We start from the raw sequence: 26987 nt of genomic DNA, 5'->3' as shown, positions 1-26987 counted from the left end.
ATCTATTCCCCTTCCCGCTTTAAACTGCACTCCGGTAAACAAACGATAAACTTACACCCTTTTCCGGTTTCATTGTCTTCTAATCTTACTTCTCCGCCTAGCTCTGTTACCATTTCATGTATGTAAGAAAGTCCAATGCCTGTTGACGGTGTTCCTGTTTGATCATACTTGGAAGTAAACCCGGGCTTAAATACTAATTTTTTATACTTTTGTGCAATACCAGGGCCATCGTCAATTACTTCAAATATTACATGTTGCTCTCGTTTATATAAATCAATATGAATGAGACCTCTATCTTCAATTGCTTCCACTGCATTGGCAACTAAGTTATTAAAGATTGATAGCACTGTATACACGTGATATGCAGCGTGTTCACCTTCTATATATTTAGAAAAACGTATATCTTTCTCTAGCATTCCAGCGTACTTTTCATTTATTCTTACAATCATTTCTGTAAGCTCATGTCCGTCTACATACTCAGCTACATTTTTATCTAATAAGAGTTTAGATAATCCCGCAAAAATTCTTTGATTATCCTTTTTTATTTCGTGCACTTCTCCTGCTATTTTCAATGCTGTTTTATTATTGGGATCATCGTTCGCTTGTAAATTTCGATATAGTTGATATGCTTCTTGTGTAATTAACTCTGCATTTTGTAATGTCTTTTTCAAATGAACAGATTCCACATATAAATTAGAAAGATGCATTAACATGTTTTCATTTTCTTTTCGAACTTGCGATTCTTTTAATTTCGTTTCATATAAATTCATCATATTTAAAAAACCAAGTGCAAAGAAACTACGAAAAATAGCAATAATAATAAGTTTATTTACTTCAGAAATCGTTATTGTTGTACCGAGTACTAACATGTGATAGAACGCAAGTTCTGACATACTTGCAACAATTTCAATTGAAATGCCAAGGCATCCAATAATGATTGGTTTCTGATGGAACTTATTTACCCTGCAAAGCGAAAAAAGACTGCCATAAATAAAATAATAGAAGAACACAGGATAACGCAAATAAAATGATTCTGTCATATGAAATGAACCTTGCATGATCCAGTCAAGACATACTCGGAATAAGACTACAGATATACCAACAAGAATACCTGCAACTCCTGCTGGTACTCTTCTTAAAAATAATAATAAAAAGAAAAATAGCGGTGTACCGAAGCTAACTCGAAACGTATCATTAAAGGGATGAAAGTTCAGCTCCCCAGCAATAGGAACAACGACCATTAATATAATTAAAAGGGACATATCTTTCTTCCATAATTGATTCCAATTCAAAGGTGCCACTTCCTATACTTTTTTTCAGTAGTAAAGCGAAAGCCCGCTTATTGTTATAAACGGGCTTTTTTTCTATATTCTAACCTTTTCTACCGCTTTTATTTGGCGGTACTCCGGCTCCCATATTGCTTCTTTCACTGCCATCTTAATATCGTTATCACTTAAGTTCACTCTTGCAACACCTTCTGCAACTGCAACTTTAGCTACTTCAATTGCAACCATTTCTGAGATATTACGTAATTCTTCGACCTCTGGTAAAATAGGTGCTCCTGGCTGACTTGTATCTACCATACTTGCAACTGCTTCAGCAGCTGCTGCGAACATTCCATCCGTCATAACGCTTGCACGTACTACAATTGTTCCAAGACCAAGCCCTGGGAAAATAAGTGCATTATTTGATTGTCCAATCACATACGTTACACCGTTATATGTAACTGGTTCAAATGGACTTCCTGTTGCAACTAATGCTCTTCCTTCTGTCCACTCGATTACATCTGCTGGCTTTGCTTCAGCAAGCGGTGTTGGATTCGACATTGGTAAAATGATTGGTCTTTCTACGTGAGAAGCCATTTCTTTAATAATTTCCTCTTTAAATGCGCCCGCAACAGTAGATGTACCAATTAAAATTGTCGGTTTTACATGTTTCACAACTTCAGCAAGTCCGATCATATCATTTTGCTTCCACTCACTTACTTCCGCTTCTTTTCTTGCGTACGGAATTTGGAAATCAAGAAGGTCTTCCATATTATCTGTAACTAATCCGTTACGATCAATACACCAGAAACGCTTATATGATTCTTCTTCAGATACGCCTACGCGGACCATCGCATCTCTAACTTGATCTGCGATACCGATTCCAGCCGTACCAGCACCAAATACAACAACGCGGTGTTCACTTAATGGTACACCAGAAGCTTTCACTGCCGATAACACAGCAGCAAGTGAAACTGCACCTGTACCTTGAATATCATCATTAAATGTACAAATATCATGACGATATTTATCTAAAATTTTTCGTGCATTTCGAGAACTAAAATCTTCCCAATGTAAAAGTGCTTTCGGGAATTGTTTATTCACTGCTTGTACAAATGTATCAATAAATTCATCGTAAGCTTCACCAGTTATACGAGGGTGACGATTTCCAATATAAAATGGATTGTTTAATAGTTCCTCACGATTTGTACCCACATCTAAAATTACCGGTAATACACGGCTAGGATCGATACCAACTGCGGCCGTATAAACAGCTAATTTCCCGATTGCGATGTTTATACCACCAACACCCCAGTCACCAATTCCAAGTATGCCTTCTCCATCTGTTACAACGACTAAATCAATGTTTTCAGCTGTTGCACCGATATTGGCGAATGCTTCTTCGATACCCGACGGATCGTTAATTGATAAATACACACCACGCGGTTTACGGTATTCATGACTATACCTTTGAATTGCTACACCGACTGTTGGTGTATATACAATTGGTAACATTTCACGTAAGTGATTTGTTAATATACGATAAAATAATACTTCATTTCGATCATGTAACGCTGTTAAATATACGTTCTTTAATAAATCATCCGGCTGAGAACAGAATTGTTCATATGCTCGGCGTGCTTGTTCTTCTAATGTTAAAACTGCTGGCGGTAATAACCCTTTTAAACCTAATTCTTCTCTCTCTTCTTGCGTGAAAGCGACCCCTTTATTTAAAAGTGGTGTCGATAATACTTCTACTCCTCTTAATGTCGTTTCTAATGAACCATTAGAAGCTACTGTAAACTTACTCATAACATCCCTACCTCTATTCATATATAGCATTTCTATATTGTAAACAAAAAAGAGGGGATTGTCCCCCCTCTTCTTTTAATTTTTCTTTAAAAGAGTTGCTCCTGCAATCCCTGGGTGCGTCATTTCGAATGGATCTAGAATTAACTCTAAGTCTTCTTGTGACAGTACACCGTTTTTCACACAAAGTTCTCGAACGGATTGACCTGTTGCAATTGCTTCTTTCGCAACGCGAGCTGCTGCTTCATAACCGATATGAGGGTTCACGGCTGTAATAATTCCTACACTCTTCTCAACATACTCTTTTAAGCGATCTTCATTCGCTTCAATTCCTTTTAAGCAATTATCTGTAAAGGCACGGAAACCGTTATTCATAATGCTAATAGATTGAAGTAAGTTGAAAACAAGTACTGGTTCCATAACGTTTAATTCTAACTGTCCTGCTTCTGAAGCAAGGCAAATTGTATGGTCGTTACCAATTACTTGGAACGCAATTTGATTAATTACTTCTGGCATAACAGGGTTTACTTTCCCTGGCATAATAGATGAACCTGGTTGACGAGCAGGCAACATAATTTCCGCTAAGCCAACACGTGGACCTGATGCCATTAAGCGAAGGTCATTCGCAATTTTAGACATATTCATCATACATACTTTCAGTGCTGCTGATACTTCTGTGTATGCATCCGTATTTTGCGTTGCATCTACTAAGTCTTCTGCACCAACAAGTGGTAGTTCACTAATTGTAGCTAAATGTTTTACAACTGCTTCAATATATTCTGGATCTGCATTTAAGCCTGTACCAACTGCAGTTGCTCCCATATTTACTTCATATAGATGTTGACGTGATTGCTTGATACGTTTCATATCACGTTCAAGTACGCGAGAATATGCTTTAAATTCTTGTCCAAGACGAATTGGCACAGCGTCTTGTAAATGTGTACGACCCATTTTAATAACATGATCGAACTGCTCTGCTTTTAATTCAAATATATCGTGCATATAACCCATCGTTTGTAATAAGCCTTNCGTTTCATATCACGTTCAAGTACGCGAGAATATGCTTTAAATTCTTGTCCAAGACGAATTGGCACAGCGTCTTGTAAATGTGTACGACCCATTTTAATAACATGATCGAACTGCTCTGCTTTTAATTCAAATACATCGTGCATATAACCCATCGTTTGTAATAAGCCTTCTAATGCATTTAATGTTGCAATATGAATCGCCGTTGGGAATGCATCGTTTGTTGATTGCGCCATGTTTACATGACTATTTGGACTAATATAATGATAGTCTCCCTTTTCCATTCCTAATAATTCAAGAGCACGATTGGCCATGACTTCATTTGCATTCATATTCATTGAAGTACCTGCTCCGCCTTGGATTGGATCTACGATGAAATGATCATGCCATTTTCCATCAAGAATTTCTTGAGCGGCTTCTGCGATCGCGCCGCCCTTGTTCAATTCCAATCTTCCTACATCTGTATTAGCAAGCGCTGCAGCCTTTTTTACAATTGCGAATGCTTTAATTAAGCCTTCATGGATTTTGTATCCTGTAATTGGGAAGTTTTCTACTGCACGCATTGTTTGTACGCCGTAGTATGCATAGTTTGGCACTTCTTTTTCACCTAAAAAATCTTTTTCAATTCGAACACCATTTTTAACTTCAGTTAATGTTGCCATGATTATTCACTCCTTAACGATTTCTTATGCTGCTTTTGTTTCTTTGACTGTTTCTACATATTGTTTTGCTTTCTCATTATCGAATTCGCCTTCCCACTTCGACATAACAATGGCCGCTAATGCATTTCCTAATACATTGACAGATGAGCGAATCATATCTAAAATGCGGTCAATTCCCGCAATTAACGCGATACCTTCTAGTGGTAACCCCATTGAACCTAACGTTGCTAATACAACAACGAACGATGCACCTGGAACTCCCGCCATACCTTTGGATGTTAACATGAGAACGAATAATAACGTTATTTGCTCCGTTAATGACATGTGCACACCGTACATTTGTGCAACAAACAATGCCGCTAACGCTTGATAAATAGCCGATCCAGTCAAGTTAAATGTATAACCTGTCGGAATTACGAAAGAGGCAACTGCCTTTGGACAACCGAACTCTTCCATTTTTCTCATTATATTAGGTAAAACAGCTTCTGAACTTGCTGTCGTAAACGAAAGAATCAGTTCTTCTTTTAAAATTTTCATTAATGTAAAAATGTTTACGCCAACCATTCGTGCATTAATACCTAATACAATCACAACGAATAGTATAACAGTTACGTATACAGCTAGCACTAGTTTTCCTAGCGGAAGTAATGTCGCTACACCAAATTTTGCAACCGTAACGGCAATTAATGCGAATACACCAAATGGTGCAAATTTCATCACTTGATTTGTAACCCAAAACATGGCTTCGAGTACGCCTTCAAAAAAGTTAAAGACAGGCTTTCCTTTTTCCCCAATTGCCGCAACTCCTAAGCCGAATAATACTGAGAAGAATATAATCGGTAATAGGTCACCTTGTGCAATCGATTCAAATACGTTTTTCGGTACAATGTGAACAATTGTCTCAGCAAAACCTTTCTTCTCGGTTGCATCTGCAGTTTGTTTATAAGAAGAAATATCACTTTGCTGTAAATTACTCATATCAACACCAGTACCTGGTTGGAATATATTCGCTGCAAGTAATCCCATTAAAATAGCAATTGTCGTAATAATTTCGAAATAAAGAATTGTCTTACCGCCCAGTTTCCCAAGCTTTTTCATATCTCCTACACCAGCTACTGCAACAATTAATGCTGAAATAACAATTGGTACTACAATCATCTTAATTAAGTGAATAAATATATCTCCAATTGGTGTGATATAAGAAATCGCCGTTTTATTGCCATAAAAGACTGCCCCTACTACAATCCCTAAAACAAGCGCTACAAAAATTTGTGTTGCCAATCCGAATTTTTTCATTTATGTTCATCCCCTTCATGCGAACGCTTTCAATTTGAATTTATAAAAGCTACTTACACATCTTATAAGCGAACCTACAAAATCATACAAAAACCTACAAGTTCGTCACAAAAAATTCAAATATTTTTCTTCTTTTTTTCATTGACACCATTTTGTTAAAAAACGATAAAATAAACTTGATAAGTAATCAGATTATTTCGTATAATCAAAAAGATATATACTTAAAAAAAATCGAAATGAAAAGGAGTGGATGTTATGAGAAACTATACAAAGAAATTCGTCCTATCTTCTTCTTTTCTTTTTCATTTTCTTAAAAAGGAACAAAGGCATTCGCCTTTGTTCCTTTTTTATTGCGATCTATATAGGGGGAATAGTTATGAGACCATATAAACGTGTCTTAATTAAATTAAGCGGCGGTGCACTTGCCGATCAAACTGGAAATAGCTTTAACTCCAAACGATTAGAACATATCGCAAACGAAATTTTATCCATTGTTGATTTAGGTATCGAAGTATCCATCGTCATCGGTGGCGGTAACATTTTTAGAGGTCATCTAGCTGAAGAATGGGGAATTGATCGCGTAGAAGCTGATAATATCGGTACGTTAGGTACAATTATTAACAGCTTAATGCTTCGCGGTGTTTTAACAAGTAAAACAAATAGAGAAGTGCGCGTTATGACTTCCATTCCATTTAATGCAGTAGCTGAACCATACATTCGTTTGCGTGCAGTCCACCATTTAGATAACGGTTATATCGTTATCTTTGGAGGCGGAAACGGGCAACCGTTCGTGACGACAGATTATCCAAGCGTACAAAGAGCTATTGAAATGAATAGTGATGCCATATTAGTCGCAAAACAAGGTGTCGACGGCGTTTTTACAAGTGATCCAAAGCATAACAAATCAGCAAAAATGTACAGCAAACTAAACTATAATGATGTTGTTAGACAAAATATACAAGTCATGGATCAAGCAGCATTACTGCTTGCCCGAGACTACAATTTACCAGCACATGTCTTTAACTTTGATGAGCCTGGAGTGATGAAACGAATTTGTTTAGGGGAGCATGTAGGGACGTTGATTAATGATGATGCTTCATTGCTGGTGCATGAAAAATAATGATTTCCCACCAAAAAAGGGTGTCTTTTGTAGGCACCCTTTCCTAATTCATCATCACAAATAGAAGTCAACCAATCCCGCTACTTTCTCCTTACAACGCTCCCAAAAAGATAACTTTTCAAAAAACTCTTTCGTCATTTCTTTCGAATCATGAAAATCCTCTGTTAACGCCTTATTAACTTGTTCTACAATAGGACCACCATAAATATAAAAATTCATTTCATCATTTATATTGAAGCTACGCGAAGTAAAGTTTGTTGTACCTATAACAGTTAACTCATTATCAATCAGCATTAACTTTCCATGAAACATTCCTTTTTTATACCCATATACAGTAATCCCATTATTAACAGCCTGACGTATGTATGGATACGCCGCTTCTTTTATAAGAGGTAGATCTGGTTTATATGACCAAAGTATTTTTACTGTAACACCACGCTTTTGCGCCGCGATTAAAGCATTCATAGATTCTTTATTTTTCGCTATAAAATACGGCGTTGCAATTACAATTGAGTGCTGAGCTTGTTTTATGAGCTCTATATATTTCTCAGCAACGTAATGGCCATTGTAACTAGTCATAGTATGTAATGTATTCCCTTTGCTAGCCTTATTCGTACTTCTCTTTATATCTTCTTTCGTATCTCGCTTCCAATCTAAAGCGAATTGCTCCTCTAAATCTTTTGCTCCTTCTCCTTTAAGCCGTACATGATAATCACGCCAATATCCAAATCGCTTATCTTTCCCCAAGTACTCATCTCCTATATTAAATCCGCCTGTATAGCCAATTTCTCCATCAATCGTCGTAATACGGCGATGATTACGATGATGTAGGGAATAAAACCCGAATGGTAATTCCTGTTTTCTACTATATGTAAAATGCACGCCACTTTCCTGTAATTCTTTTTTCACCTTTCTTTCAAATGATAAATCGTTAAGTAAATCGACAGATAAATATACGTTTACTCCTTCTCTCGCCTTCTCTTTTAATAAGTTTAAAAAAGTATGGCTACTTTTATCATCCGACAAAATGAAAAAGTACGTGTAAATAGATTGCTTCGCCTCTCTTATATCAGTAAATAACTGTTTATAAAATGACTTTCCTTCTACATATAATTGAAAATCACTATAATGAGGAGCGTACTCTGTCGGCATATTTTTCCCGACTTCCATTTTTCTTCCGAGCGTAACGTCAATATGCATCCAAATTAAAACAAAAACGAAAATAGTAATTACAATAGAAGTAACTCGCAATATTTTTTTAATCATTTTGATTTCCTTCCGCTCATTTTCTTTCCACCTTTCTATTTTGTCATTCAAATTTAGATTTCATGCTTCATACAAAAAAGGATGCGACTTAACGTCACACCCTTTTCATATTAAACAAAGTTTCTCGCATCATTATTTCTTCCAAACTTATAAATAGCAATTAAGAAGAATGCTACTGCAAAGGCAAATAAGATTAAAATATTTAAATACAAATCTGAAATTGGAATTCCTTGTTGTAGTTTTGATACTGTGTCTAATAGCCATCTCTGCGGAAGAAAATCAGCTACTTTTTGTACCGCTTTTGGCATAATGTCATAAGGAAAATAACATCCAGCCAGTAAACATGTTGGTACAATAATCATATTTTGCAGTGCATTTGCTGATGCTGAGTTTTTCGAAAAAGCGACAAGGACTAACGATATTCCAATCGCTATTAAAGCAAATAGCATGAGTACACCAATCATCACTATGAAAGGCATATTGATATTTATATGAAAAATATTCGTTAGGAATAAGATTGTAATCAGAATTTGTACTGTTAATAGCAGCATATTTACCCCGACATTAGATAATATGAATTTCTTCCCATCTATCGGCGTTGATAAGAGTCTAAAATACGTTCTATTTTCTTTTTCTTTTAAAATATAACCTGATAAGTTCGCTGCTGAAAATAGCATAAACATAATAAGGTAACCCATCGTTTGGTTTGTCATATCTTTATTTTTCGAAGTATCTTCTAGCGTCTCAGTTTTCATTTTAAATGAACCTTTTTGATATCCTGCGTACATAGTATCAAATGCACTTTGATCTGTTCCTGCTACTTTACTAATAGCTGCTACATTATCAATATAATTGTATAAATATGATTTTATAAATCCTGTTACTTGATCACCTTTAATCGATGAAATTTCAATATGATTTGGTTTCCCTTCTCGAACACTTTTTGAAAAACCAGAATCTAATGTAATAACTCCATCAAGTTTTTTGGAAGTGAGTTTATCTTCTACTTCAGATTCTTTAATTTTACTTACCTTTACATGATTTAATCCTTCTAAAAATTTCACCGTATCATTTGCTATAGATTGATTTTCTTTATTAATAACCCCGATATTTAACGTCCCTTGCCCCATATTCCCATACATCGAGAAGGAGATTAGTGTTCCAATTATCGGCAAACTAATAATAATGAATAACCCTTTTTTATTTTTCAAAAGTACAGATAACGTTTTTTGTATGAGCCATAAAATATCTTTCATACTATAGCCCCTCCCGTCTACGTAATGCAATAATTGCAATTAATAAAAAGAGTGCTGAAATGCCAAGGTTTAAACATATTACCGGTAGTGCTGCTCCTACATCATTTGCATAAATAATTTTCATAACAGCTGTGTTTGCCCACGTTAATGGTGATAAATTCGTAACGAAATTTTCTTCTATTACGAAATATGCACCACCAAAAATAGAGGATAATTGCACAATAACCATAATAATTGCTCTAGATGATTCCGGTGTTTTTGTAATATATCCAATTCCTAAACCGAAGCTAATTGCTAGAAAAATTTGTGTTAATAAAATAAGAAATATGATTCCAAGATGGTCGCCCCAATTCGCTTGAAAAACAAATTTACTAAATAACATGACGAGTAATATGCACAGAGCATTTGCTACTAGGCTACCAAGTACTTTTCCAATGAATATTTCAGCCTTACTTATAGGTGCAGCAATGAGACGATCTCCTGTTTTACGTATTCGTTCTCCTCGAATTAAAGAACTCGCTCCCATCGCAGCATATAGTGCAATCATCGTTGTCATTACAACCGCGTAGTAATCCATAGAACCTGGTTTTTTCGCAGCTTGTAAAGATGTTTCTTTTATATAATCATTATGATTTCCGCTTGAAAAAACTGTGCTCACCTTACTAGGATCTACTTTTGCAACTTCGGCCGCTACATTGTACTTATCAACAAATGTTGTAAGCATGCCTTCCACAATACTTCCCTCAACACTACTTTTGTCACTTCCATAAAATTTTGCACCATCTTTATTTAACTCTACATAAGCAGCATATTTATTTTGCTTCACTTCTTCTTTCCCATCTATACCTTCGGAAGCTTTTTTAAAATGAATACCCGATTTATCGACTTCTTTCGTAAATGCTTCGAACGATTGAGAAAATGTGCTACTCGCTTCATCTTTGTAGAGCACTTGTATATCTTTAATCGCTTGACTATCGCTATCAAATGCATTCGTTAACGCTGTTCCTAACACAAGCATAAGTACAACCGGAAATGCTAACATAAAAACTAAAGTTCTTACGTCTCTGAAATCTCTTTTAATATGCATAACTGCAATATTGAAGATGTTCAATTGATGAACCTCCCTTTACCTTTTCTTCATTTACCTTTTATTTATCTCGTAAGTTTCTTCCAGTCAACGTAAGGAATACTGTTTCTAAGTTCGGGGCCTGCTCCTCTACCGAACGAATTTCAATATCATGATTAATGAAGTGCTGAATAATTTTATTTAAATTGTTTACTCCTGCATCCGAGTTTACTTTAATTACGTTCTCTTCAATTTGAACAGCTTTCACACCGTTTATCTCTTTTAACTTTTTTACATCTAAATTTTCTACTGACTTCACTTCAACCCAAATATCTTTCGTATCAGTAATAATCGCTTTTAACTGTTCTTTCGTACCTTCTGCAATTACTTTACCGTGATCTACAATTGCTATTTTCGTACAAATCTCTTCTACTTCTTCCATGTAGTGGCTCGTGTAAATAATGGTACTTCCCATTTCATTTAATTTTCGAACAGACTGGAGAATATAGTTTCTTGACTGTGGATCAATTCCCACTGTCGGCTCATCCATAATAATTAACTTCGGTCTATGAGCGATCGCACAAGCGATATTCAATCTTCGTTTCATCCCGCCAGAAAAGTTTTTCGGATAACTTTTATGTTTATCACTAAGCCCCACAAACTGAAGCGCTTCCTCTACTCTTGCTTTTAGCTCTGCTCCTCTTAAACCGTACAATCCAGCAAAGAATTTCACATTTTCATAGGCAGTTAACTCTTCATAAATCGCAATATCTTGCGGAACGATACCGATATTCATCTTCGCAAATCGATTATGTTTTTTTATATTTTTTCCTAATATGCTAATTTCACCTTCATTACTTCTTAACAACCCAGCAATCATATTTATCGTTGTACTTTTACCAGCACCATTTGATCCTAAAAAGCCAAATATCTCTCCTTCTTTAATAGATAAAGACATATTATCTACCGCGATGAAATCACCAAATTTTTTCGTTAAATTTTTAATTTCTAATGTATTCATCATTTCACCCCTATTTCGGTTTCTCTGCTTTTAGTATAAACAAAAAAAATGAACCTGCTCAGTGCAGAAGTTCATTCTTTTCACATGAGATTATTCACTTTTTTCATATGAGATGGTTCATCTTCGTCCCATTCTCTTATATCGGCAACAACATCGTCACTGAAAAACCACTTGTTCCATCTACAATAATTTTCCCATTTACAGACGCTGTTCGCTCCTCCATCCCCATAATACCGAGACCTTTCTTAACAAGAGCTGCGCCTTTTCCGTTATCCTTCACTTGCACCTTAACCATCTTATTAAGTACATGAATATCTATAGAAATAACTGTCGCATCAGCATATTTCATCGCATTTGTTAGTGCCTCGGTAACATTTTCACCAATAATTTTCCACTGAATGGGAGAAATCATATCTAAGTTTCCCTTATATACGAAAGGAATGTTTACATCATGCTTACTAGCAAACTCCTCTATGAATAATTTCATACGGTGAATGCCAATTTGCTCAGTTGGTGGCTTCATATTTTTTAATGTAATGCGAATACTTTCAATTCCATCTTTTGAAATATGAATTGCATTTTGTAATAACTCCGCAGATTTTTCTTTATCTATCCCCATTAATCTCTTTGCAGCTTCCATTTGAATTAATGCACCTGTCATCGAGTGACCAATTTTATCATGAATTTCTTGTGATAACCGATTTCTCTCTTCTAGCTTAAATGTGTATTCTGATTGTCTTATGTACTCTTTATTTTCATGTAAGCTTTTCGTAAGTCGTTGCATATCTTTTCGCATCTTATCATTTTGCGATTCAAGCTTTACTACACGTGATATATATCGATCTGCCATAGTTAAAACGAGAAAAGAAAATGCAACAATTAATCCATAAGTCATTCGAATGCTTTCATCTGTAATTGTAATTGGAAGCATCATAATAACAAAGCGTGACCAATTCTTGTCTATGTAATGGAATGTAATTTCGTATAAATTCAAAGGTAAAAACAAAATAAAAAACGGATGAACCCTCCATGTTAATAACATAACTACACTAATTGAAATACAAATCAATATTTTTTTGTACGTATCTTTTTTTAATATAGAGATTAGCACGTTTACAGAAAGATATAAAAGCAAAGCAAATATAACCCATGGTAAGTTCGTAACATTTGAATGTATGTAACTGAACACAATATATATAAAGACAATTAATTTACTTACAGTTAACCAAAATTCCATATCATTAATCTACTTTCCCTGTTAAGTAGTAAATCGCAATTTGTGTGCGATGTTCAAGTCCCGTTTTCCCTAAAACTGATGTAATATAATTTGCGATTGTTCCTTCAGATATAAAAAGCTGTTTCGAAATTTCTTTATTTGAGAAACCTTTTGCAATTAATGCGATAATACTAAGCTCTCTTTCAGTAAAAAGACTTTTATCTATTTTACATTCTTCCTCTTTACTTTCCATTAAATTGGACTTAATTTTATCGAGAACTACATCTTGCATAACAGTTTGGCCATTATATACCCCTTTTATTGCATCACGAATACGCTCCGGATCGTTATTTTTTAATAAATACCCTTTCGCTCCGTTTTTTACTGCATCCAAAATATATTCATCATCATCAAACGTCGTTAAAATAAGCGGTTTTGTTTTCGTCTCTTCACAAATAAACTTCGTCGCCTCTACACCGTTCATATTTGGCATACGAACATCCAAAAGAGCAATATCAACTTCATGCTTTTTACAATATGCTACAGCTTCTTCTCCATCATTTACTGTATCTACCACTTCGAACTCTTCATATGTATTTAAAATAATTTTCATGCCTTCTCTAATAAAAGAATTATCGTCTGCTATTAATATTTTAATTTTCATGTTTGTTAGTATGGACCTTCCTCCTACTAACATTCACATCCTTTCTCCGTATAACATTTCCTACTTGCTCATTATATACTTCTGCTTACCATTTTTTCACACTTTTTTCATCTAGCTCTTCTGCAAAAAATATATTATTCTTTTTTTACAAAATGTGTAGGGTGACTTATCATTCTTTACGTCTATATAATAGAATGCGTCAAAAAGGAGGGAGAGACCCATTGAGGAAAAACAATTAATTGAAAAAGCACAACAAGGAAGCGAACATGCTTTTCGTATCCTCGTGCAAACATATCGTCATTATATTTTTCAAGTTATCTTTTCTATTGTAAGACATGAAGAAGATGCGAAAGATGTTACACAAGAAGTATTCGTAAAAATTCACGCCTCTCTCCCAAATTATCAATTTCGCGGATTAAAAACGTGGATGGCACGTATTGCCACCAATCACGCTATTGATTATAAGAGGAAGAAAGCTCGAGAAAGTGAAGAACTCTCCTTATGTAAAGAAAATGAGGAAAATATACAGTCCTCTCATAATATTGAGGCTTTATTATTGACGAAAGAGCAGAAATTACTCATTGCTCAAAAACTGAGAGAACTTCCTGAAAATTACCGTGACGTCGTTCTCGCACATTACTTACAAGAAAAAAGCTATCAAGAAATTGCTTTACAGGAAAACATTGAAGTAAAAACAGTCGAAATGAAACTGTATCGGGCAAGAAAATGGATTAAAAAACATTGGAAGGAGGAAGAGTTTCTATGATGCATTATTCAAAAGAAGATTGGCGCAATTATACATTAGATTTTATAGAAAGCAATGAACGTGAATCTATGGAAGAACATCTTTATGAATGTGATCATTGTTTAGCACTTTATATGGAAAGTATTGATGAACAACATGAAAACCTTCCAATGATAAATGATGATTCATTTACGAACGAAGTTATGACGCAAATTAATTTTGAAACACTACAGTCTAATGAAAATATAAAAACAACCTCACTAAAGCGCACGATCATTCACTACATAATTGCGACTGCGGCTACAATTATTTTTATGATAAGTGGTTTATTTCAGTATATTTTTACAGCGACATCAAATTTAGAGAAATCTTCAAAACATAACGAGTCTTCTATCTCACAACAAATTGTAAACAAATCGGTAGACACATCGAAAAAGGACGGAGGTTCAAAGCATGAATAAAAATCCCTTTTTAGCACTTGTATTAGGGCTAATTCCTGGGCTTGGACATTTATATTTAAAGAAATTTGGACGGTTTATTTTATATAGCGGAGGGGCTGTATTTCTATTTATCTTTGCAGCATTTTGTACAATAGCATTAGGAGCCCGTGATATTGCTTTTCTTTCTCTATTTTTACTAGTCGTGTTATGGGCAATCAATTTATTAGATTTAGTTATCACTATTATTAATCAATCGAAAAAACAAGCTGCCGGAGAATTCATAGAATCCTCTAAAGAGAGCGAACGATTTTATATCATTCTCTTATCCATCATCCCTGGACTTGGCCATTTTCAATTAGGACTTATGCAACGCGGACTTACATTTTTAGTAGCTTGCACAGGAATCGGAAGTATGATCATTTTCGTTGCACTTTTAACATCGCAAGAAAGTTTTCTTATCTTCCTTATTACATTACCTGTTTTATGGATTTACAATTTCTTTGACGTTGTTCAGCAACTCCAGAAAAAAGAACGTGGCGAGCAATTAGATGATCGTACTATTTTCGAAGAGTTTGAAGAGCACCGCGAGCAAGGAAAGAAAAATAAAACATTTGCTTCTATTTTAGCGATGTTCCCCGGAGCAGGTCATATGTATTTAGGCTTACAACGCCGTGGTCTTCAGCTTATGGCAGCCTTTTTACTATCTATTTATTTACTCGACTTATTAAGACTTTCTGCGTTTTTATTTTTAGTGCCAATCATTTGGTTCTATAGCTTTTTTGATGCTTTACAGCAAACAGCAAAATACGGAAAAGAACGAGTACAAGACGAACCCATTATCGATTATTTTATAAATCATCAAAGATGGATTGGTATCGGATTAATTACACTCGGTGTTTATTATTTATTAGATCAAACAGTCCTTCCTATTTTGAATGATTATTTTGTAACTATATTTAATATTCATCTTAGTGAACTATATTATCGCTATTTCCAAACATCTATCGTTGCGCTCCTTTTAATTGGCGGCGGCTTTAAATTGTTACTTGGAAATAAAGAAAACAAAGGTGGGACAAGCGAATGAGGACTTGGCGTGTTGGAACATTCTCAATGGGGCTTTCTATTATATCGTTAGGATGCTTTTTACTATTTTCAGTCGTAAAAGGAATTCAAGTATTAGATACACTAACTGCATGGTGGCCAGTTTTACTTATCATACTTGGAGCTGAAGTTTTACTATACCTTGTATTTTCTAAGAAGGAACAATCATTTATTAAATATGATATTTTCAGCATTTTCTTTATCGGCGTTTTAGGAAGCGTCGGAATTGCTTTTTACTGTTTATTATCAACTGGATTACTAGAAGAATTTCGTCATTCTATTAACACAACGAGACAAACGAGTAATATTCCAGACGGACAATTTGATATACCTGAATCTATCAAAAAAATTGTAGTAGATGCAGGGCATCAGCCTCTAACGATAGAGGGAAATAATACAAATCAAATTCACCTTTTGGGAACTTATGAAATGACGACGAAAGCAAATGAAAAACTCAATTTAAAACAAGATGATTTCCTTTCAGTTCAAACGGCTGGAGAAACGATGTATATCAATTTAAAATCATTACCTGTTCAACATACGTTATTTAGTTCAGCACCACAAGTGAAACCAACGCTTGTTCTTCCACAAAATAAAAATGTGGAAATCCGTGCTTCAAATAACGAACTATCTCTTTATCCAGGTCAATTACAAAATAATTGGTTTGTACAAGAAAGCTCAAGAGTGTCTGTCCATCTTGCAAAAGAGAGTGATGTTTCTTTAACAGCAGTAACGAATCAAAAAGAAACACACGGAAGCACACCTTGGGAACAAGTAGAAGATTTAACAAAAAAAGAAAATACTTCTTCAGAAGAACATCCAGAATTAAACAACCAAGAACATTGGTATAAAAATTCAATTAAAACTGGAAATGGCACGCACAAGTTAAATATTGAGAAAACTTATAATTTAAATATGAGCGTTATTGAAAAATAAGAAAAACCTTCCGCAATTGCGGAAGGTTTTTCTTATATAATCGCTTTAATTCCTTCTAACACTAATCCAATCATAAATCCGCAAACCGCCCCGTTCACTCGGATCCACTGCAAATCTTTACCGACATTATTTTCAATCATTTCGATTAACGTTTTATCGTCTAACTTATCAAGGTTTTCTTGTACAAGCTTACCAATTTTCGAATGGTTCTTCTCAATAAGATTCACAACTTGTTTTTGTAACCAATCTTCTATTTTTTGAACTGTCTGTTCATCTTCTTTTATTTTATTCATTTGTTTTTGTAAAAATGGAATAACATATTGATTAGCAAATTCTTCATTATTTACAAAAGCAACTGCTCTTTGTTGTACTTGCTCTAGCATCTCTTTTATTTTGTCAGTAGCATTCCAATTCGCAATCCACTTTTCTTTCCAATTTTCTAATTCCTGTAATAAAGCTTCATTTTCTTTTACATTGATAATCTCTTGACGAATCTTCGCTAATATAAGTTGTCTTGTGCTATTATCAGCCTCTTGTAAGCTGTTAATATTACTAATGATAAACTTCTGCAAAATACCGCCAATTTTATCTTCATCTACAATATTCATAAATGATTTCAAAGTAAACTGCAAGAATCCATCTACTTTTATATTTTCCATCGCCTTCATACCTAAGCTACCGAGCTGGTAACGAGCTTCATCTTGCGCTGTCCAATCTTTTACCTTCACTAATATGTAATCAAGTGTCTTTTCATCATATTCTTGCACAACTAATTGATCAACAAGCACTTGTAAAATATTACTTGTATTAATTGTATGTAAATATGTTTTTAATTCTTTTTCAATAATAACAGCTAACTTTTCTGTATCTATTGTTACAATTGCTTTCTCTGCAATCGTTACAATCCCCTTTTTCACAGCATCAGACTGCATTTCTCTCTCAGCAATTTGCAGTACCATTTGTGCTAACTGCATCTCTTTTACTTTATTCGTAATACTTTCTTTCGTTAGCCATTCATTTTCTAACGTATGAATGAGCCCTTTCGTTACCCGTTTACGGTTTTTAGGTAACAAAGCTGTATGCGGAATTGGTATTCCCATCGGATGACGGAATAAAGCAGTAACTGCAAACCAATCCGCAAGTCCCCCAACCAATCCAGCTTCAAATCCACCTTGTATAATCTCTCCAGCTACCGTTCCTTGAAAAGGGATAGAAGCCGCAAAGCCGACACCCATAACCCCAAGCGAAATACCCGCTATATATTTAGTCTGTAATGACATCGTATACACATCCTCTTATTATGTAAAATAAAGCTTTTTTGTTATATTTATTCAATATTAGTTATCCTTTATATATACTATAAAGAACTATTGTGAAAATAACAAAGATTTTTATGTACATGAAAAAATGAGGCTACAACTAGCCTCATTTTTCTTATATCGTTAATTCCAAACCTTTCCTATAATATTCATTCATTACATCTTTAGGAACCATGCTTCCACCCGTTCCCCACACAATATGAGTACCTTTTTTCACTTTCTCTGTTAACTGTTGCTTTTGTAAATACTCATCTTCTTTACACACTTTCACTGGCCCTATCATACCTGCTAGTGCAGAAGGCTCTAAATAAATATTCTCCGTATCAGCTAGTTCTTTTAACAATCTATATAACTCTTCATCGTTTACTGTATAATTTCCACTTAAAAATGGTTCCATCGTTTTCCCGACAAATCCAGACGGTCTTCCTACCGCAAGTCCATCCGCATCTGTTACATTATCAATTCCGATATCTTGAACGGCAATTTTGTCATGAAGGCCTGTCATTAAGCCGAGTAACATACATGGTGAGTGTGTTGGCTCTGCAAAGAAACAATGAACGTTGTCTTTATACAATAACTTTAAACCGAATGCTACTCCGCCAGGTCCTCCTCCTACTCCGCACGGAAGGTAAACAAATAAAGGGTGATCTTCATCTACTACAACCTCTAACTCTTCTAATTGCTTTTGTAATCGTGATGCTGCTACTGAGTATCCTAAAAATAGATCATGTGAGTTTTCATCGTCTACAAAATAACAGCTAGGATCCGCATCTGCCTGTCGTCTTCCTTCTTCTACTGCTTTGCTATAATCATCTTCATATTCAATAACGTTTACACCTTTACTTCTTAATAAACTTTTCTTCCATTCTTTTGCGTCTGCTGACATATGAACAGTTACATTAAAACCTAGATTCGCACTCATAATTCCTATGCTAAGTCCTAAATTCCCTGTAGAACCTACCGCAATTGAATACTTCGAGAAAAACTCTCTACATGTATCACTATCTAAAATGGAATAATCATCTTCTTCTGTTAACATTCCGTGCTGCAATGCTAGTTGCTCAGCATGTTTCAACACTTCATAAATGCCACCTCTAGCTTTAATTGATCCTGATATCGGGAGATGACTATCACATTTTAATAATAATTCTCCTAAAATAGGTTGCTTGTAATTTGTCTCTAAAGCTTCTTTCATAGAAGGTATTTTTACTAAAGGTGATTCGATTATGCCGTTAGTCCCTTTCGTTTCAGGAAAAACTTTCGCAATATATGGCGCAAAACGCTTTAATCTCTCTTCCGCATCTTTTACATTCTCTTCATTAAGTGGTGAATCTTTTATTGCCCTTTCATACTTTTCTATGTGTGGGTTTATCCAAAATACTTCTTTTGTTGCAATAAGTTTATTCACTAATGGGTATTCTGCTTGTAATGCCCCTATTTCTTTCATTTTGTTTCCTCCTTATATCCTTGTAGCTCACCATATAATAAATTATAATTAAATTAATTTTAATATAGTTTAACACAAATCGTTCACTTTAGTTAATTTTAATTTAATTTATTTAAATATAATTTAATAATCCTTGAGGAGATTTTCATTATGGAAAATATAGATATTGGTAAAAAAATTGAAAAACAAAGAAAAGAAAAAGGTTTAACTAGTAAAGAACTAGCAAAGATGGCCGATATTACACCATCTATGTTAAGTCAAATTGAGCGTGGGTCGGCTAACCCTTCTATTCAAACATTAAAAGTACTTGCTAAAGCTCTTGATGTTCCAACATTTAGCTTTTTACTTGAAGATACAAATACAGACGATTTAATTGTACGTTCCCATAAACGAAAGAAAATGATTATCGATAATTTATCATATGAAATGCTTTCACCTGATTTCACTGGAAATTTAGCAACAGCAATTATGACCGTCCCGCCTAATACAGCTTCATCAGAAAATGTGCTAGAACATAAAGGAGAAGAATTAGCATTTGTCTTAGATGGGAAAATCACATTATATTTAAACGAGGAAGAATACGTATTAGAAACTGGTGACAGTGTAAAGATACCTGCTTATTTAAAGCATAAATGGGTGAATCATTTTGAAAAAAACGCGATAGTTTTATTTTCTGTTACTCCGCCGATTTTTTAATGTATAAATAAAAACAGGATGGTTCTTATAAAATGCGGATTATCCTGTTTTTATTAAATAAGAAAGTGAAATTTTTGTTAAAAACTTAACAGTTGGACCCAATCCGAACAATCCTCCTAAAAACATATTTACAACTGAAACTATCCCTCCCATTGATGCTAACGTATCATGAGTCAGATTCATCCCACCACTACCAGAGGCACTTGTAATATTCACATAAAAATAAGAAATACGTAAAAATTAATTGATTTTTCAGAATTTTGTTGAAAAATATGGTAAAATCACTCTTATACTTCTTCTATTTTGTTATTATAGAAATAATTAAATTAGGATACTTTTATCGGATGGGGGAATATATAATGAGTGTGTTATTAAAAGGGCATGAACAGATTGTCAACGAATTAAACATTTTATATCAAGTAATGGTAGCGGAGCAATTAATTGAAGCGAAACAATTAAAAGAAAAAATAGAGAAACAGATTAATAAAATTGAAGCTGATCAAAATCTATCGCTTTACTACTCCCTACTAAACTTTAAATATAAGGTCCTAACCGATTGGACAAACATTAAGTATGATACTTTTAGTCAAATTGTTCGTTTAGACAATCCAATAACTGAAGACTTTATTACTTATTATTATCACTTTTTTAAAGCTGAACATGCTACCATTATTGGAAATTATGATGAAGCAAAAAAAGAATACGAAAAAGCTGAATCCCTTTTAAAACATGTACCAGGCGAACTAGAAGAAGCTGAATATAAATATAAATTTGCTATATTTAATCACCATACAAACAAACCACTTACAGCAATCAATTATGCAAATCAAGCTAAAGAGATTTTCTCAAAATATCCACGTTATGAAATTAAAATAGCTCTATGCGAAAACATTTTAGGCTCATGTTCTGTTTATTTAAAACAATTCGAACAAGCCGAAGAGAACTATAATTCAGCAATCAATATTTTACAAAAGCTGAAAGACGATACACTAATCTTAAAAGTTCGAAATAACTTAGGTTGGCTCTACTCTTCTCAAAATCTATCAACCCTTGCTATTAGACATCTTACAATAGTTACAAACAAATTACCTAAACACCTAAAAGCCAATTTTCTACAAGCCAAAGAACATTTTATTTTAAATGAAAAAGAACTTGCAAACCATTGGGTTCAAAAAGGCTTAGAAATTTGTAATGAATTAAATAATCAAGAATATAAACACCATTTCACTATCTTAAAAACACAACACACTGGTATTCTAGACGACTTAGAAAACGCAATCATTGCAGGCACTACATATTTTAACAGTAAAGAATTATACGATTATGCACAAGAATATTACGAATTATTAGCAGTAGAATTTCATAAAGTGAATAAAATAGAGAAATCTCAAAAATATTTTTTCAAAACTTACGAAGCAAAACAAAAATTATTAACTAAGGAGGCACTAAGATAATGAAAAAGATTAGTTTAGCTATTTTAACCTTTACATGCATACTTGCTTTTGGATTTAATAATTTTACTGAAAGTCAACAAGCAAAACAACTTCCAAAATGGGATACAGATAAACAAGAAACACATGCAGACCTATAGAAATCTAAAAACCCCTAATAAAGGGGTTTTTAGATTTCTACAATATAATGATTTAGCATATGATGAAGAAATATGCTTATAAAAGATAGCCATACACAGATACTCTCTGTACATGGCTATTTTTTATTTTTTCGACACTAACAAAATCCCTAAACTAATAATACAAAAGCTCATTATTTGCTGTGCTGATAGACCAAACAGAACCGAATTTTGTTCACTAACAAGCGAAATAATGATTTGAGCAAACCCCTCAATAATTAGAAAAACACTTATATTCTTTCCATTTCCAAGCCTTTCATTTTTCATCCATAAAAAGCCCATTATACAAAGAGCAAGGATGATCTCATATACGAAAATAGGGTGATATAAAAGTTTAGATTCATATATTTTTATTCCCCATGGTAGTGTCGTTTGTGCGCCTACTTCATGATGTAATAGAAAATAAAAGATAATACTCACACACAGACTAAAAGGCAATACATCAAGTAAAATACGAAGCGAAAATTGCTCCTTTTTACTTTTCCAAACAATGTATACACTCGCAATTACGCATCCTACTACAATATGTTGCATACTCCCAACAGCTAATATTGCTTGCACTGGCGCCCCAAAAGCCCATACAGGATTTAAAATTACTGGCGCAAACTTCCATACAAATACGATGATAAGAAAAGCATTTGTTACGGCATCCATCATTTTTTCATATGATACATTTTGATGCCTCATCTTTCGTTTCATCAACATAAATCCAAATAGACTTCCAATTATAAGAGATATGGGTTGTAACCTCACGATCCACTCCATCGTCACGAAATCTCCTTTTAATTCTCAATCAATTTCTTAAATTTCTTTTCTAATTGATCTGGTGGTAATACACCTCGTACATGATCTACTATGATTCCATCTTTATTAACAAAAAATGTCGTCGGTAAAGAGAATACTTTATAATCTAGTCCAGCTACTCCGTCCATATCTAGTAGAACAGGAAACTCAAACCCATAGCGATTAGCAAATGCGCTTGCTTCTTGTACTGGGTCACTAACAGTTGCATTCACCGCAAAAATTTCAACATCCTTTTTATATTTATCATACATATGAACTAAGTCAGGTGCCTCCATTTCACACGGCCCACACCATGATGCCCAAAAATTAATAATATACGGTTTTCCCTTGGCATCATTTAACGACTGCAACTTTCCGTCTAATCCTTTTAATGTGATGCCAGGTGCTTTAAAACCTACTTGTGGTAATACTTCTTTCTCTTGTAACTCTGCTTGCTTTGCTTTTCTTTCCTTTTCTTCTTTCTTTGAATTATAAAAGTTAACCCCCGCCCAAACGAGAGCACCTACTAGTATAATAGCAATTAGTTTCTTCACTTTTCTTCCTCCTCATTTTTAAAAGCCTGTAAATCCACCGAATAGACGAATAAAGAATGCTGTAATTTTCGTCATTTGATTTGTATACAATAAAATACCTGTTACAATCATCATTCCACCGCCAATTTTCATCATGACATTCGCATATGTAACAATCCATTTTACCTTCCCAATAAAGAATGCCATCACGAAAAATGGAACCGCAAACCCAAGAGTATACGCTGTAATATAAAGAAGTGCCCCTTCAGGATTCGTCGCGCCAAGCATGAGTACAGCTGAAAATATCGGTCCAACACATGGCGTCCAACCCGCTGCATATGTCATACCGACTAAAATCGAGCGAATATATCCAGTCGATTTACTTCTATACTGCACCTTTTTCTCTGCCATAAGCCACTTAGGCTGAAACAAGCCCGTCATAAATAGCCCCATTAAAACAATAAAAATCCCACCAATTTGTTGAATCAATTTTTGGTTAGATGAAAATGTTATTCCAATCCAGCTTACCGATAAACCTAACGCGTAAAATATAACCGAAAATCCGATCATAAAAAATATGGTATGTATAATCGCTGATTTTTGCATAATCCCACGATTTTCTTTTAAATCTTGGATAGACACACCTGTAATATAAGATAAATAAGATGGATATAACGGTAAAGAGCACGGTGATATAAATGACAATACTCCCGCCCCAGCCACAAGCCAAATTGTTAAATCTGCTGCATTCATTTTATTCCCCCTAAAACACTACAATAAGTAGTGTTTATTCTTAAAAAAAAGAGGCTATATGCACTCTCCGACAATAAGTACAACCGACATACAGAATAAACCTACTGTTACATATACCGAATTCGTATGTAACGGAATAGTAAGCTTAACAACCTTTTCATTTAACACTTGCTCGATTCGTAAATTTATTGCTGTTTTTGCAAATGAAGCGGTAACACATCGATTTTCCATTGTCTTTATTTTAATTAATTTTAATAACGCGCTACCTAACTCAAATGAAGATTCCATTTTTTGCATCGCATATTTATCAGCAGCTAGCTCCTGATACGTATGATATCGCTGTAACAACCCTTTTAATATCGGGATGTACATCATTCCTTCTGCTAATAACGTAAAACAAAATAATTTTAGCGGATCCCAATTCTTTTGATGATATTCTTCATGGAAAATAATCGCATCAATTTCTTCATCTGAAAACGTCTGAAGCAAACCTTCCGACATGACAACTTTCGGACGGAATAATCCAATTGTAAATGCCGCAACTTCCGTAGTCGGCAATATATATATTTGTTTTCCTTTTCGGATGAAAGGGATAAGTACTTTTTGTAATTTTTTACTATAGAAAAATTGTCGCCAAATTCTTTTGCACACGATTAATATAGTAAGTAATAATAATCCAGCGATTATAATACGAATCAGCGATAATTCTTTCATATGTTTTTCTAACTGGAACAAGCAAAAATTTGAAAGAAAGAACATCTTATTTTGAAACAGAAATGGATATGTAACGTAATACACTAACATACTGAAAAAGAGGGTACTAACAATTACTGCTAACAATACGATTTTACGCATTTGCCATTTCATTTCATTAATCCTCTTTTTTTAACTGACTCAATTTGTCTTCTAACTTTTTTATTAAAGTCGGATCAGCCTGCTCTAACTCATCTAACATATGATTTACAACTAAATCTCCAAATTCCCCCATCAATTCCTGTGTCATTTTCTTCGTTTGCTTGGATAAGAATTCTTCTTTTGTTTGTACAGCACGATATATGCCACTTCTTTTTACAATCTGTTTTTCTAAGTGTAACTTCTCTACTAACCTGTTCATAACTGTCATAACAGTGTTAAAATTCACAGGCGATTCTTCACTTAATTTCTGCTGCACTTCTTTAATCGTAATACCTTTGTTAGACCAAACAATCTCCATAATTTTCGCTTCAAGCGGTCCAAAGAAATGATTTAACCCGTGCTCATTTAATTTATAGTTTTGAGTAAACATAGTATGACTCCTTTCACACTACGAATTGTAGTACAAATTAAATAAAAGGTCAAACACGAATGAGATACACTAAAATTCACTACTTATAAATACGTACGCCATTCCATTAATTATAAGCCTAACTTATCTCCAAATGTATCAAAAAGATACTGCTCTAATATTTGTACACTAAACTTCTCATTACGCCCAAGTGCAAATAATTCCCGATCTTTCGCTACGATAGTATCTAACGGAATAGCTACATTATCCACTATTTTTGTAATTTCAATTATATTACTTTTTACATTTACTTCTGTTTTAAATTCAACATTTTCTAACACTATATGTGAACGTCTTCCTGATGCAAAAAAAGTAAAATTAGGATTTTTAACAACGCCAATTTCAGTCTCTAACGCATATAAATAGTGAAAAATTACATCTCTGTGCCCATCTTTTATTATTTTTTCATCCTTCTCATCGTCTAAGTATTCTTTCAGCTTCGTTGTAAATTCAAATCGAAAATCCACTTTTTTCACGCTCCTTCTTTGTATTTCATATTAAATAAATATATTGAAATAATTTTACCATATTGTAATACAACTTCCTATTAAAAGTAAAAACTGTTTTGGAAAATCGCTATTATTTCCGATTTCCTTTTAAAATATAAATATAAATTCAATATGAATTAATACTTCATTATATCTATTTAAACATATTTTTTCCATTTTTTGAAACATTAGTATGAAATATTATATATCAATGAATGGTTTCTAATTCACTGATATATATAATCAGTGTTTTCTTTACTATTCCGATATACTTAAGCTACATTTTCTAATTATTGATTACATTACAGAAGGAATGTAACTCTCTTCTATCGAATTTTTATATAACAAAAATGATTAGGTGGTGCTTTACTATGAAATTAGCTGTCATTGGTGGCGGTGATTTACAAGATTCAAATCACTTGCCTATTAATGAACGCCTTATAGAATTAACAAATAAACAGTATCCAAAAGTATTGTTTATTCCAACGGCAAGTCATGATGATGAAAGCTATATAAAATTATTTTTAGACACGTTTGAAAAACAATTACATTGTGAAGTACAAATTTTACGTACTACAACAGATTCACCTTCTAAGTATGAAATAGACGAGATGATTCATTCAGCCGATTTAATTTATCTAGGTGGCGGGAATTATATTCACATGTTTACGCAATGGAAAGAACATAGACTCGATGAAAAATTATTATTGGCTCTGCAACAAGGAACACTTATTGCTGGTTATAGCGCTGGTGCTATGTGTTGGTTCACGTCTAGTATCCGATCAGATTATGAAGGTTCTGGTTATATAGAGAGTAACGGATGGGGGATTGTTAATAAAAGATTTTGTCCACATTATAATCAATTAAATAGAATGAACGCCTTCCATTCCTTTTTACAAAATCATCAAGGGAATATAGAAGGAATTGCACTGGAGGATAATTGCGCTTTATATATTACAGAGGAATCCTTTGAGATTATCGGTGAACCAGAAAAAGCGTGGGAGTTTTATATGAGTGATAAAACACTCATTAGACAACATTTTGATATAACTTTAAAAAGCTATTTGTAAACCTGCACCTACAAAAAAATGTCCCTAAGTCAAATAACTTAGAGACATTTTTTCT

At 34.0% G+C, this 26987-nt stretch carries 27 protein-coding genes and 1 pseudogene; 9 read left to right on the top strand and 19 right to left on the bottom strand.

Annotated features, from left to right (window positions below; genetic code table 11):
- Positions 1 to 2: 2 nt before the first annotated feature.
- The 4 genes and pseudogenes from ASE54_RS02320 to ASE54_RS02300 all read right to left on the bottom strand — a co-directional run bounded on the left by ASE54_RS02320 (position 3) and on the right by ASE54_RS02300 (position 6058).
- The gene (locus tag ASE54_RS02320) at positions 3 to 1301 is read right to left on the bottom strand and encodes a sensor histidine kinase (RefSeq protein ID WP_003256022.1); all 1299 of its coding nucleotides are present in this window, start codon (positions 1299 to 1301) and stop codon (positions 3 to 5) included.
- A 63-nt stretch (positions 1302 to 1364) separates the two neighbouring features.
- Positions 1365 to 3077: an oxaloacetate-decarboxylating malate dehydrogenase gene (malS, locus tag ASE54_RS02315; RefSeq protein ID WP_000033289.1), complete on the bottom strand. Its 1713-nt coding sequence runs from the start codon at positions 3075 to 3077 to the stop codon at positions 1365 to 1367.
- Positions 3078 to 3152: 75 nt separating this feature from the next.
- A pseudogene (locus tag ASE54_RS02310) lies at positions 3153 to 4102 on the bottom strand (lyase family protein); the annotation flags it as partial.
- Positions 4103 to 4786: 684 nt separating this feature from the next.
- Positions 4787 to 6058 carry a cation:dicarboxylase symporter family transporter gene (locus ASE54_RS02300; protein WP_000713293.1) on the bottom strand — a complete coding sequence of 424 codons (1272 nt, stop codon included), beginning with the start codon at positions 6056 to 6058 and terminating at the stop codon, positions 4787 to 4789.
- Between the two features lie 376 nt (positions 6059 to 6434).
- Here ASE54_RS02300 and pyrH point away from each other — a divergent pair, with 376 nt between their 5' ends.
- Complete coding sequence (gene pyrH / locus ASE54_RS02295) at positions 6435 to 7178, top strand: UMP kinase (protein WP_001248060.1); 744 nt, start codon at positions 6435 to 6437, stop codon at positions 7176 to 7178.
- Positions 7179 to 7232: 54 nt separating this feature from the next.
- Here pyrH and ASE54_RS02290 read toward each other — a convergent pair whose 3' ends face one another.
- The 6 genes from ASE54_RS02290 to ASE54_RS02265 all read right to left on the bottom strand — a co-directional run bounded on the left by ASE54_RS02290 (position 7233) and on the right by ASE54_RS02265 (position 13667).
- Complete coding sequence (locus ASE54_RS02290) at positions 7233 to 8444, bottom strand: phospholipase D-like domain-containing protein (RefSeq protein WP_000591942.1); 1212 nt, start codon at positions 8442 to 8444, stop codon at positions 7233 to 7235.
- 110 nt (positions 8445 to 8554) lie between these two features.
- Positions 8555 to 9700: an ABC transporter permease gene (locus ASE54_RS02285; protein WP_000651861.1), complete on the bottom strand. Its 1146-nt coding sequence runs from the start codon at positions 9698 to 9700 to the stop codon at positions 8555 to 8557.
- Between the two features lies 1 nt (position 9701).
- A complete protein-coding gene (locus ASE54_RS02280) occupies positions 9702 to 10811 on the bottom strand; it encodes an ABC transporter permease (protein ID WP_001020189.1) in 1110 nt (369 codons plus the stop codon).
- Positions 10812 to 10848: 37 nt separating this feature from the next.
- Positions 10849 to 11787, bottom strand: coding sequence for an ABC transporter ATP-binding protein (locus tag ASE54_RS02275; protein ID WP_001093814.1), 939 nt, complete (start codon positions 11785 to 11787; stop codon positions 10849 to 10851).
- A 136-nt stretch (positions 11788 to 11923) separates the two neighbouring features.
- The gene (locus ASE54_RS02270; RefSeq protein WP_000397660.1) at positions 11924 to 13024 is read right to left on the bottom strand and encodes a histidine kinase; all 1101 of its coding nucleotides are present in this window, start codon (positions 13022 to 13024) and stop codon (positions 11924 to 11926) included.
- 4 nt (positions 13025 to 13028) lie between these two features.
- Positions 13029 to 13667 (bottom strand): response regulator transcription factor, encoded by a 639-nt coding sequence (locus tag ASE54_RS02265; protein WP_000694093.1) that lies wholly within the window; start codon positions 13665 to 13667, stop codon positions 13029 to 13031.
- Positions 13668 to 13950: 283 nt separating this feature from the next.
- Here ASE54_RS02265 and ASE54_RS02260 point away from each other — a divergent pair, with 283 nt between their 5' ends.
- From ASE54_RS02260 to exsE, 4 genes are read left to right on the top strand one after another with little or no spacing between them, the layout of a single operon-like run.
- Positions 13951 to 14433, top strand: coding sequence for an RNA polymerase sigma factor (locus ASE54_RS02260; protein ID WP_001195483.1), 483 nt, complete (start codon positions 13951 to 13953; stop codon positions 14431 to 14433).
- Positions 14430 to 14873 (top strand): hypothetical protein, encoded by a 444-nt coding sequence (locus ASE54_RS02255; protein WP_000972350.1) that lies wholly within the window; start codon positions 14430 to 14432, stop codon positions 14871 to 14873. The genes ASE54_RS02260 and ASE54_RS02255 overlap by 4 nt, the downstream gene beginning before the upstream one ends.
- Positions 14866 to 15936 (top strand): hypothetical protein, encoded by a 1071-nt coding sequence (locus ASE54_RS02250; protein WP_001039098.1) that lies wholly within the window; start codon positions 14866 to 14868, stop codon positions 15934 to 15936. The genes ASE54_RS02255 and ASE54_RS02250 overlap by 8 nt, the downstream gene beginning before the upstream one ends.
- A complete protein-coding gene (gene exsE, locus ASE54_RS02245) occupies positions 15933 to 16889 on the top strand; it encodes an exosporium protein ExsE (protein WP_001261433.1) in 957 nt (318 codons plus the stop codon). The genes ASE54_RS02250 and exsE overlap by 4 nt, the downstream gene beginning before the upstream one ends.
- Positions 16890 to 16921: 32 nt before the next feature.
- Here exsE and ASE54_RS02240 read toward each other — a convergent pair whose 3' ends face one another.
- Together ASE54_RS02240 and ASE54_RS02235 are read right to left on the bottom strand one after the other, a co-directional pair.
- Entirely contained in the window at positions 16922 to 18169 is a 1248-nt protein-coding gene (locus ASE54_RS02240) for a DUF445 domain-containing protein (protein WP_000058309.1), read from the bottom strand.
- A gap of 154 nt (positions 18170 to 18323) precedes the next feature.
- Positions 18324 to 19655 (bottom strand): D-serine ammonia-lyase, encoded by a 1332-nt coding sequence (locus ASE54_RS02235; RefSeq protein ID WP_000658546.1) that lies wholly within the window; start codon positions 19653 to 19655, stop codon positions 18324 to 18326.
- Between the two features lie 150 nt (positions 19656 to 19805).
- On the opposite strand from ASE54_RS02235, the gene ASE54_RS02230 reads away from it, so the two are divergent.
- The gene (locus ASE54_RS02230) at positions 19806 to 20351 is read left to right on the top strand and encodes an XRE family transcriptional regulator (protein ID WP_000427637.1); all 546 of its coding nucleotides are present in this window, start codon (positions 19806 to 19808) and stop codon (positions 20349 to 20351) included.
- 39 nt (positions 20352 to 20390) lie between these two features.
- Here the strand turns inward: ASE54_RS02230 and ASE54_RS02225 are convergent, their stop codons facing one another.
- Positions 20391 to 20567 (bottom strand): hypothetical protein, encoded by a 177-nt coding sequence (locus tag ASE54_RS02225; RefSeq protein WP_003309331.1) that lies wholly within the window; start codon positions 20565 to 20567, stop codon positions 20391 to 20393.
- 143 nt (positions 20568 to 20710) lie between these two features.
- Between ASE54_RS02225 and ASE54_RS02220 the strand changes: the two genes are divergently transcribed.
- Both ASE54_RS02220 and ASE54_RS36180 read left to right on the top strand, forming a co-directional pair.
- Positions 20711 to 21805, top strand: coding sequence for a tetratricopeptide repeat protein (locus tag ASE54_RS02220; protein WP_000114844.1), 1095 nt, complete (start codon positions 20711 to 20713; stop codon positions 21803 to 21805).
- Positions 21805 to 21942: a hypothetical protein gene (locus ASE54_RS36180; protein WP_000724012.1), complete on the top strand. Its 138-nt coding sequence runs from the start codon at positions 21805 to 21807 to the stop codon at positions 21940 to 21942. Before ASE54_RS02220 ends, ASE54_RS36180 begins: the two co-directional genes overlap by 1 nt.
- A gap of 123 nt (positions 21943 to 22065) precedes the next feature.
- On the opposite strand, the gene ASE54_RS02215 is transcribed toward ASE54_RS36180, so the two are convergent.
- From ASE54_RS02215 to ASE54_RS02190, 6 genes are all read right to left on the bottom strand, one after another.
- Complete coding sequence (locus ASE54_RS02215) at positions 22066 to 22746, bottom strand: prolipoprotein diacylglyceryl transferase family protein (RefSeq protein WP_000454851.1); 681 nt, start codon at positions 22744 to 22746, stop codon at positions 22066 to 22068.
- A gap of 17 nt (positions 22747 to 22763) precedes the next feature.
- A complete protein-coding gene (locus tag ASE54_RS02210; RefSeq protein WP_000733184.1) occupies positions 22764 to 23318 on the bottom strand; it encodes a TlpA disulfide reductase family protein in 555 nt (184 codons plus the stop codon).
- 18 nt (positions 23319 to 23336) lie between these two features.
- Positions 23337 to 24050: a cytochrome c-type biogenesis protein CcdA gene (gene ccdA / locus ASE54_RS02205; protein WP_000990435.1), complete on the bottom strand. Its 714-nt coding sequence runs from the start codon at positions 24048 to 24050 to the stop codon at positions 23337 to 23339.
- A 54-nt stretch (positions 24051 to 24104) separates the two neighbouring features.
- On the bottom strand, positions 24105 to 24917 hold the full coding sequence (locus ASE54_RS02200; RefSeq protein ID WP_000871954.1) for a M56 family metallopeptidase: 813 nt from the start codon (positions 24915 to 24917) through the stop codon (positions 24105 to 24107).
- A 4-nt stretch (positions 24918 to 24921) separates the two neighbouring features.
- A complete protein-coding gene (locus ASE54_RS02195; RefSeq protein ID WP_000495050.1) occupies positions 24922 to 25335 on the bottom strand; it encodes a BlaI/MecI/CopY family transcriptional regulator in 414 nt (137 codons plus the stop codon).
- A gap of 110 nt (positions 25336 to 25445) precedes the next feature.
- Positions 25446 to 25841 carry a DUF3942 family protein gene (locus tag ASE54_RS02190; protein ID WP_000347524.1) on the bottom strand — a complete coding sequence of 132 codons (396 nt, stop codon included), beginning with the start codon at positions 25839 to 25841 and terminating at the stop codon, positions 25446 to 25448.
- Positions 25842 to 26233: 392 nt separating this feature from the next.
- On the opposite strand from ASE54_RS02190, the gene ASE54_RS02185 reads away from it, so the two are divergent.
- The gene (locus tag ASE54_RS02185; RefSeq protein WP_000762125.1) at positions 26234 to 26932 is read left to right on the top strand and encodes a peptidase E; all 699 of its coding nucleotides are present in this window, start codon (positions 26234 to 26236) and stop codon (positions 26930 to 26932) included.
- The last annotated feature ends 55 nt before the right edge of the window (positions 26933 to 26987 follow it).

Origin of the sequence: Bacillus sp. Root131, from assembly GCF_001429475.1 — a bacterium.
Classification (GTDB): domain Bacteria; phylum Bacillota; class Bacilli; order Bacillales; family Bacillaceae_G; genus Bacillus_A; species Bacillus_A thuringiensis_S.
The sequence above is the reverse complement of the archived record's forward strand: the minus strand, read 5'-3'. Positions and strand labels throughout refer to the sequence as shown.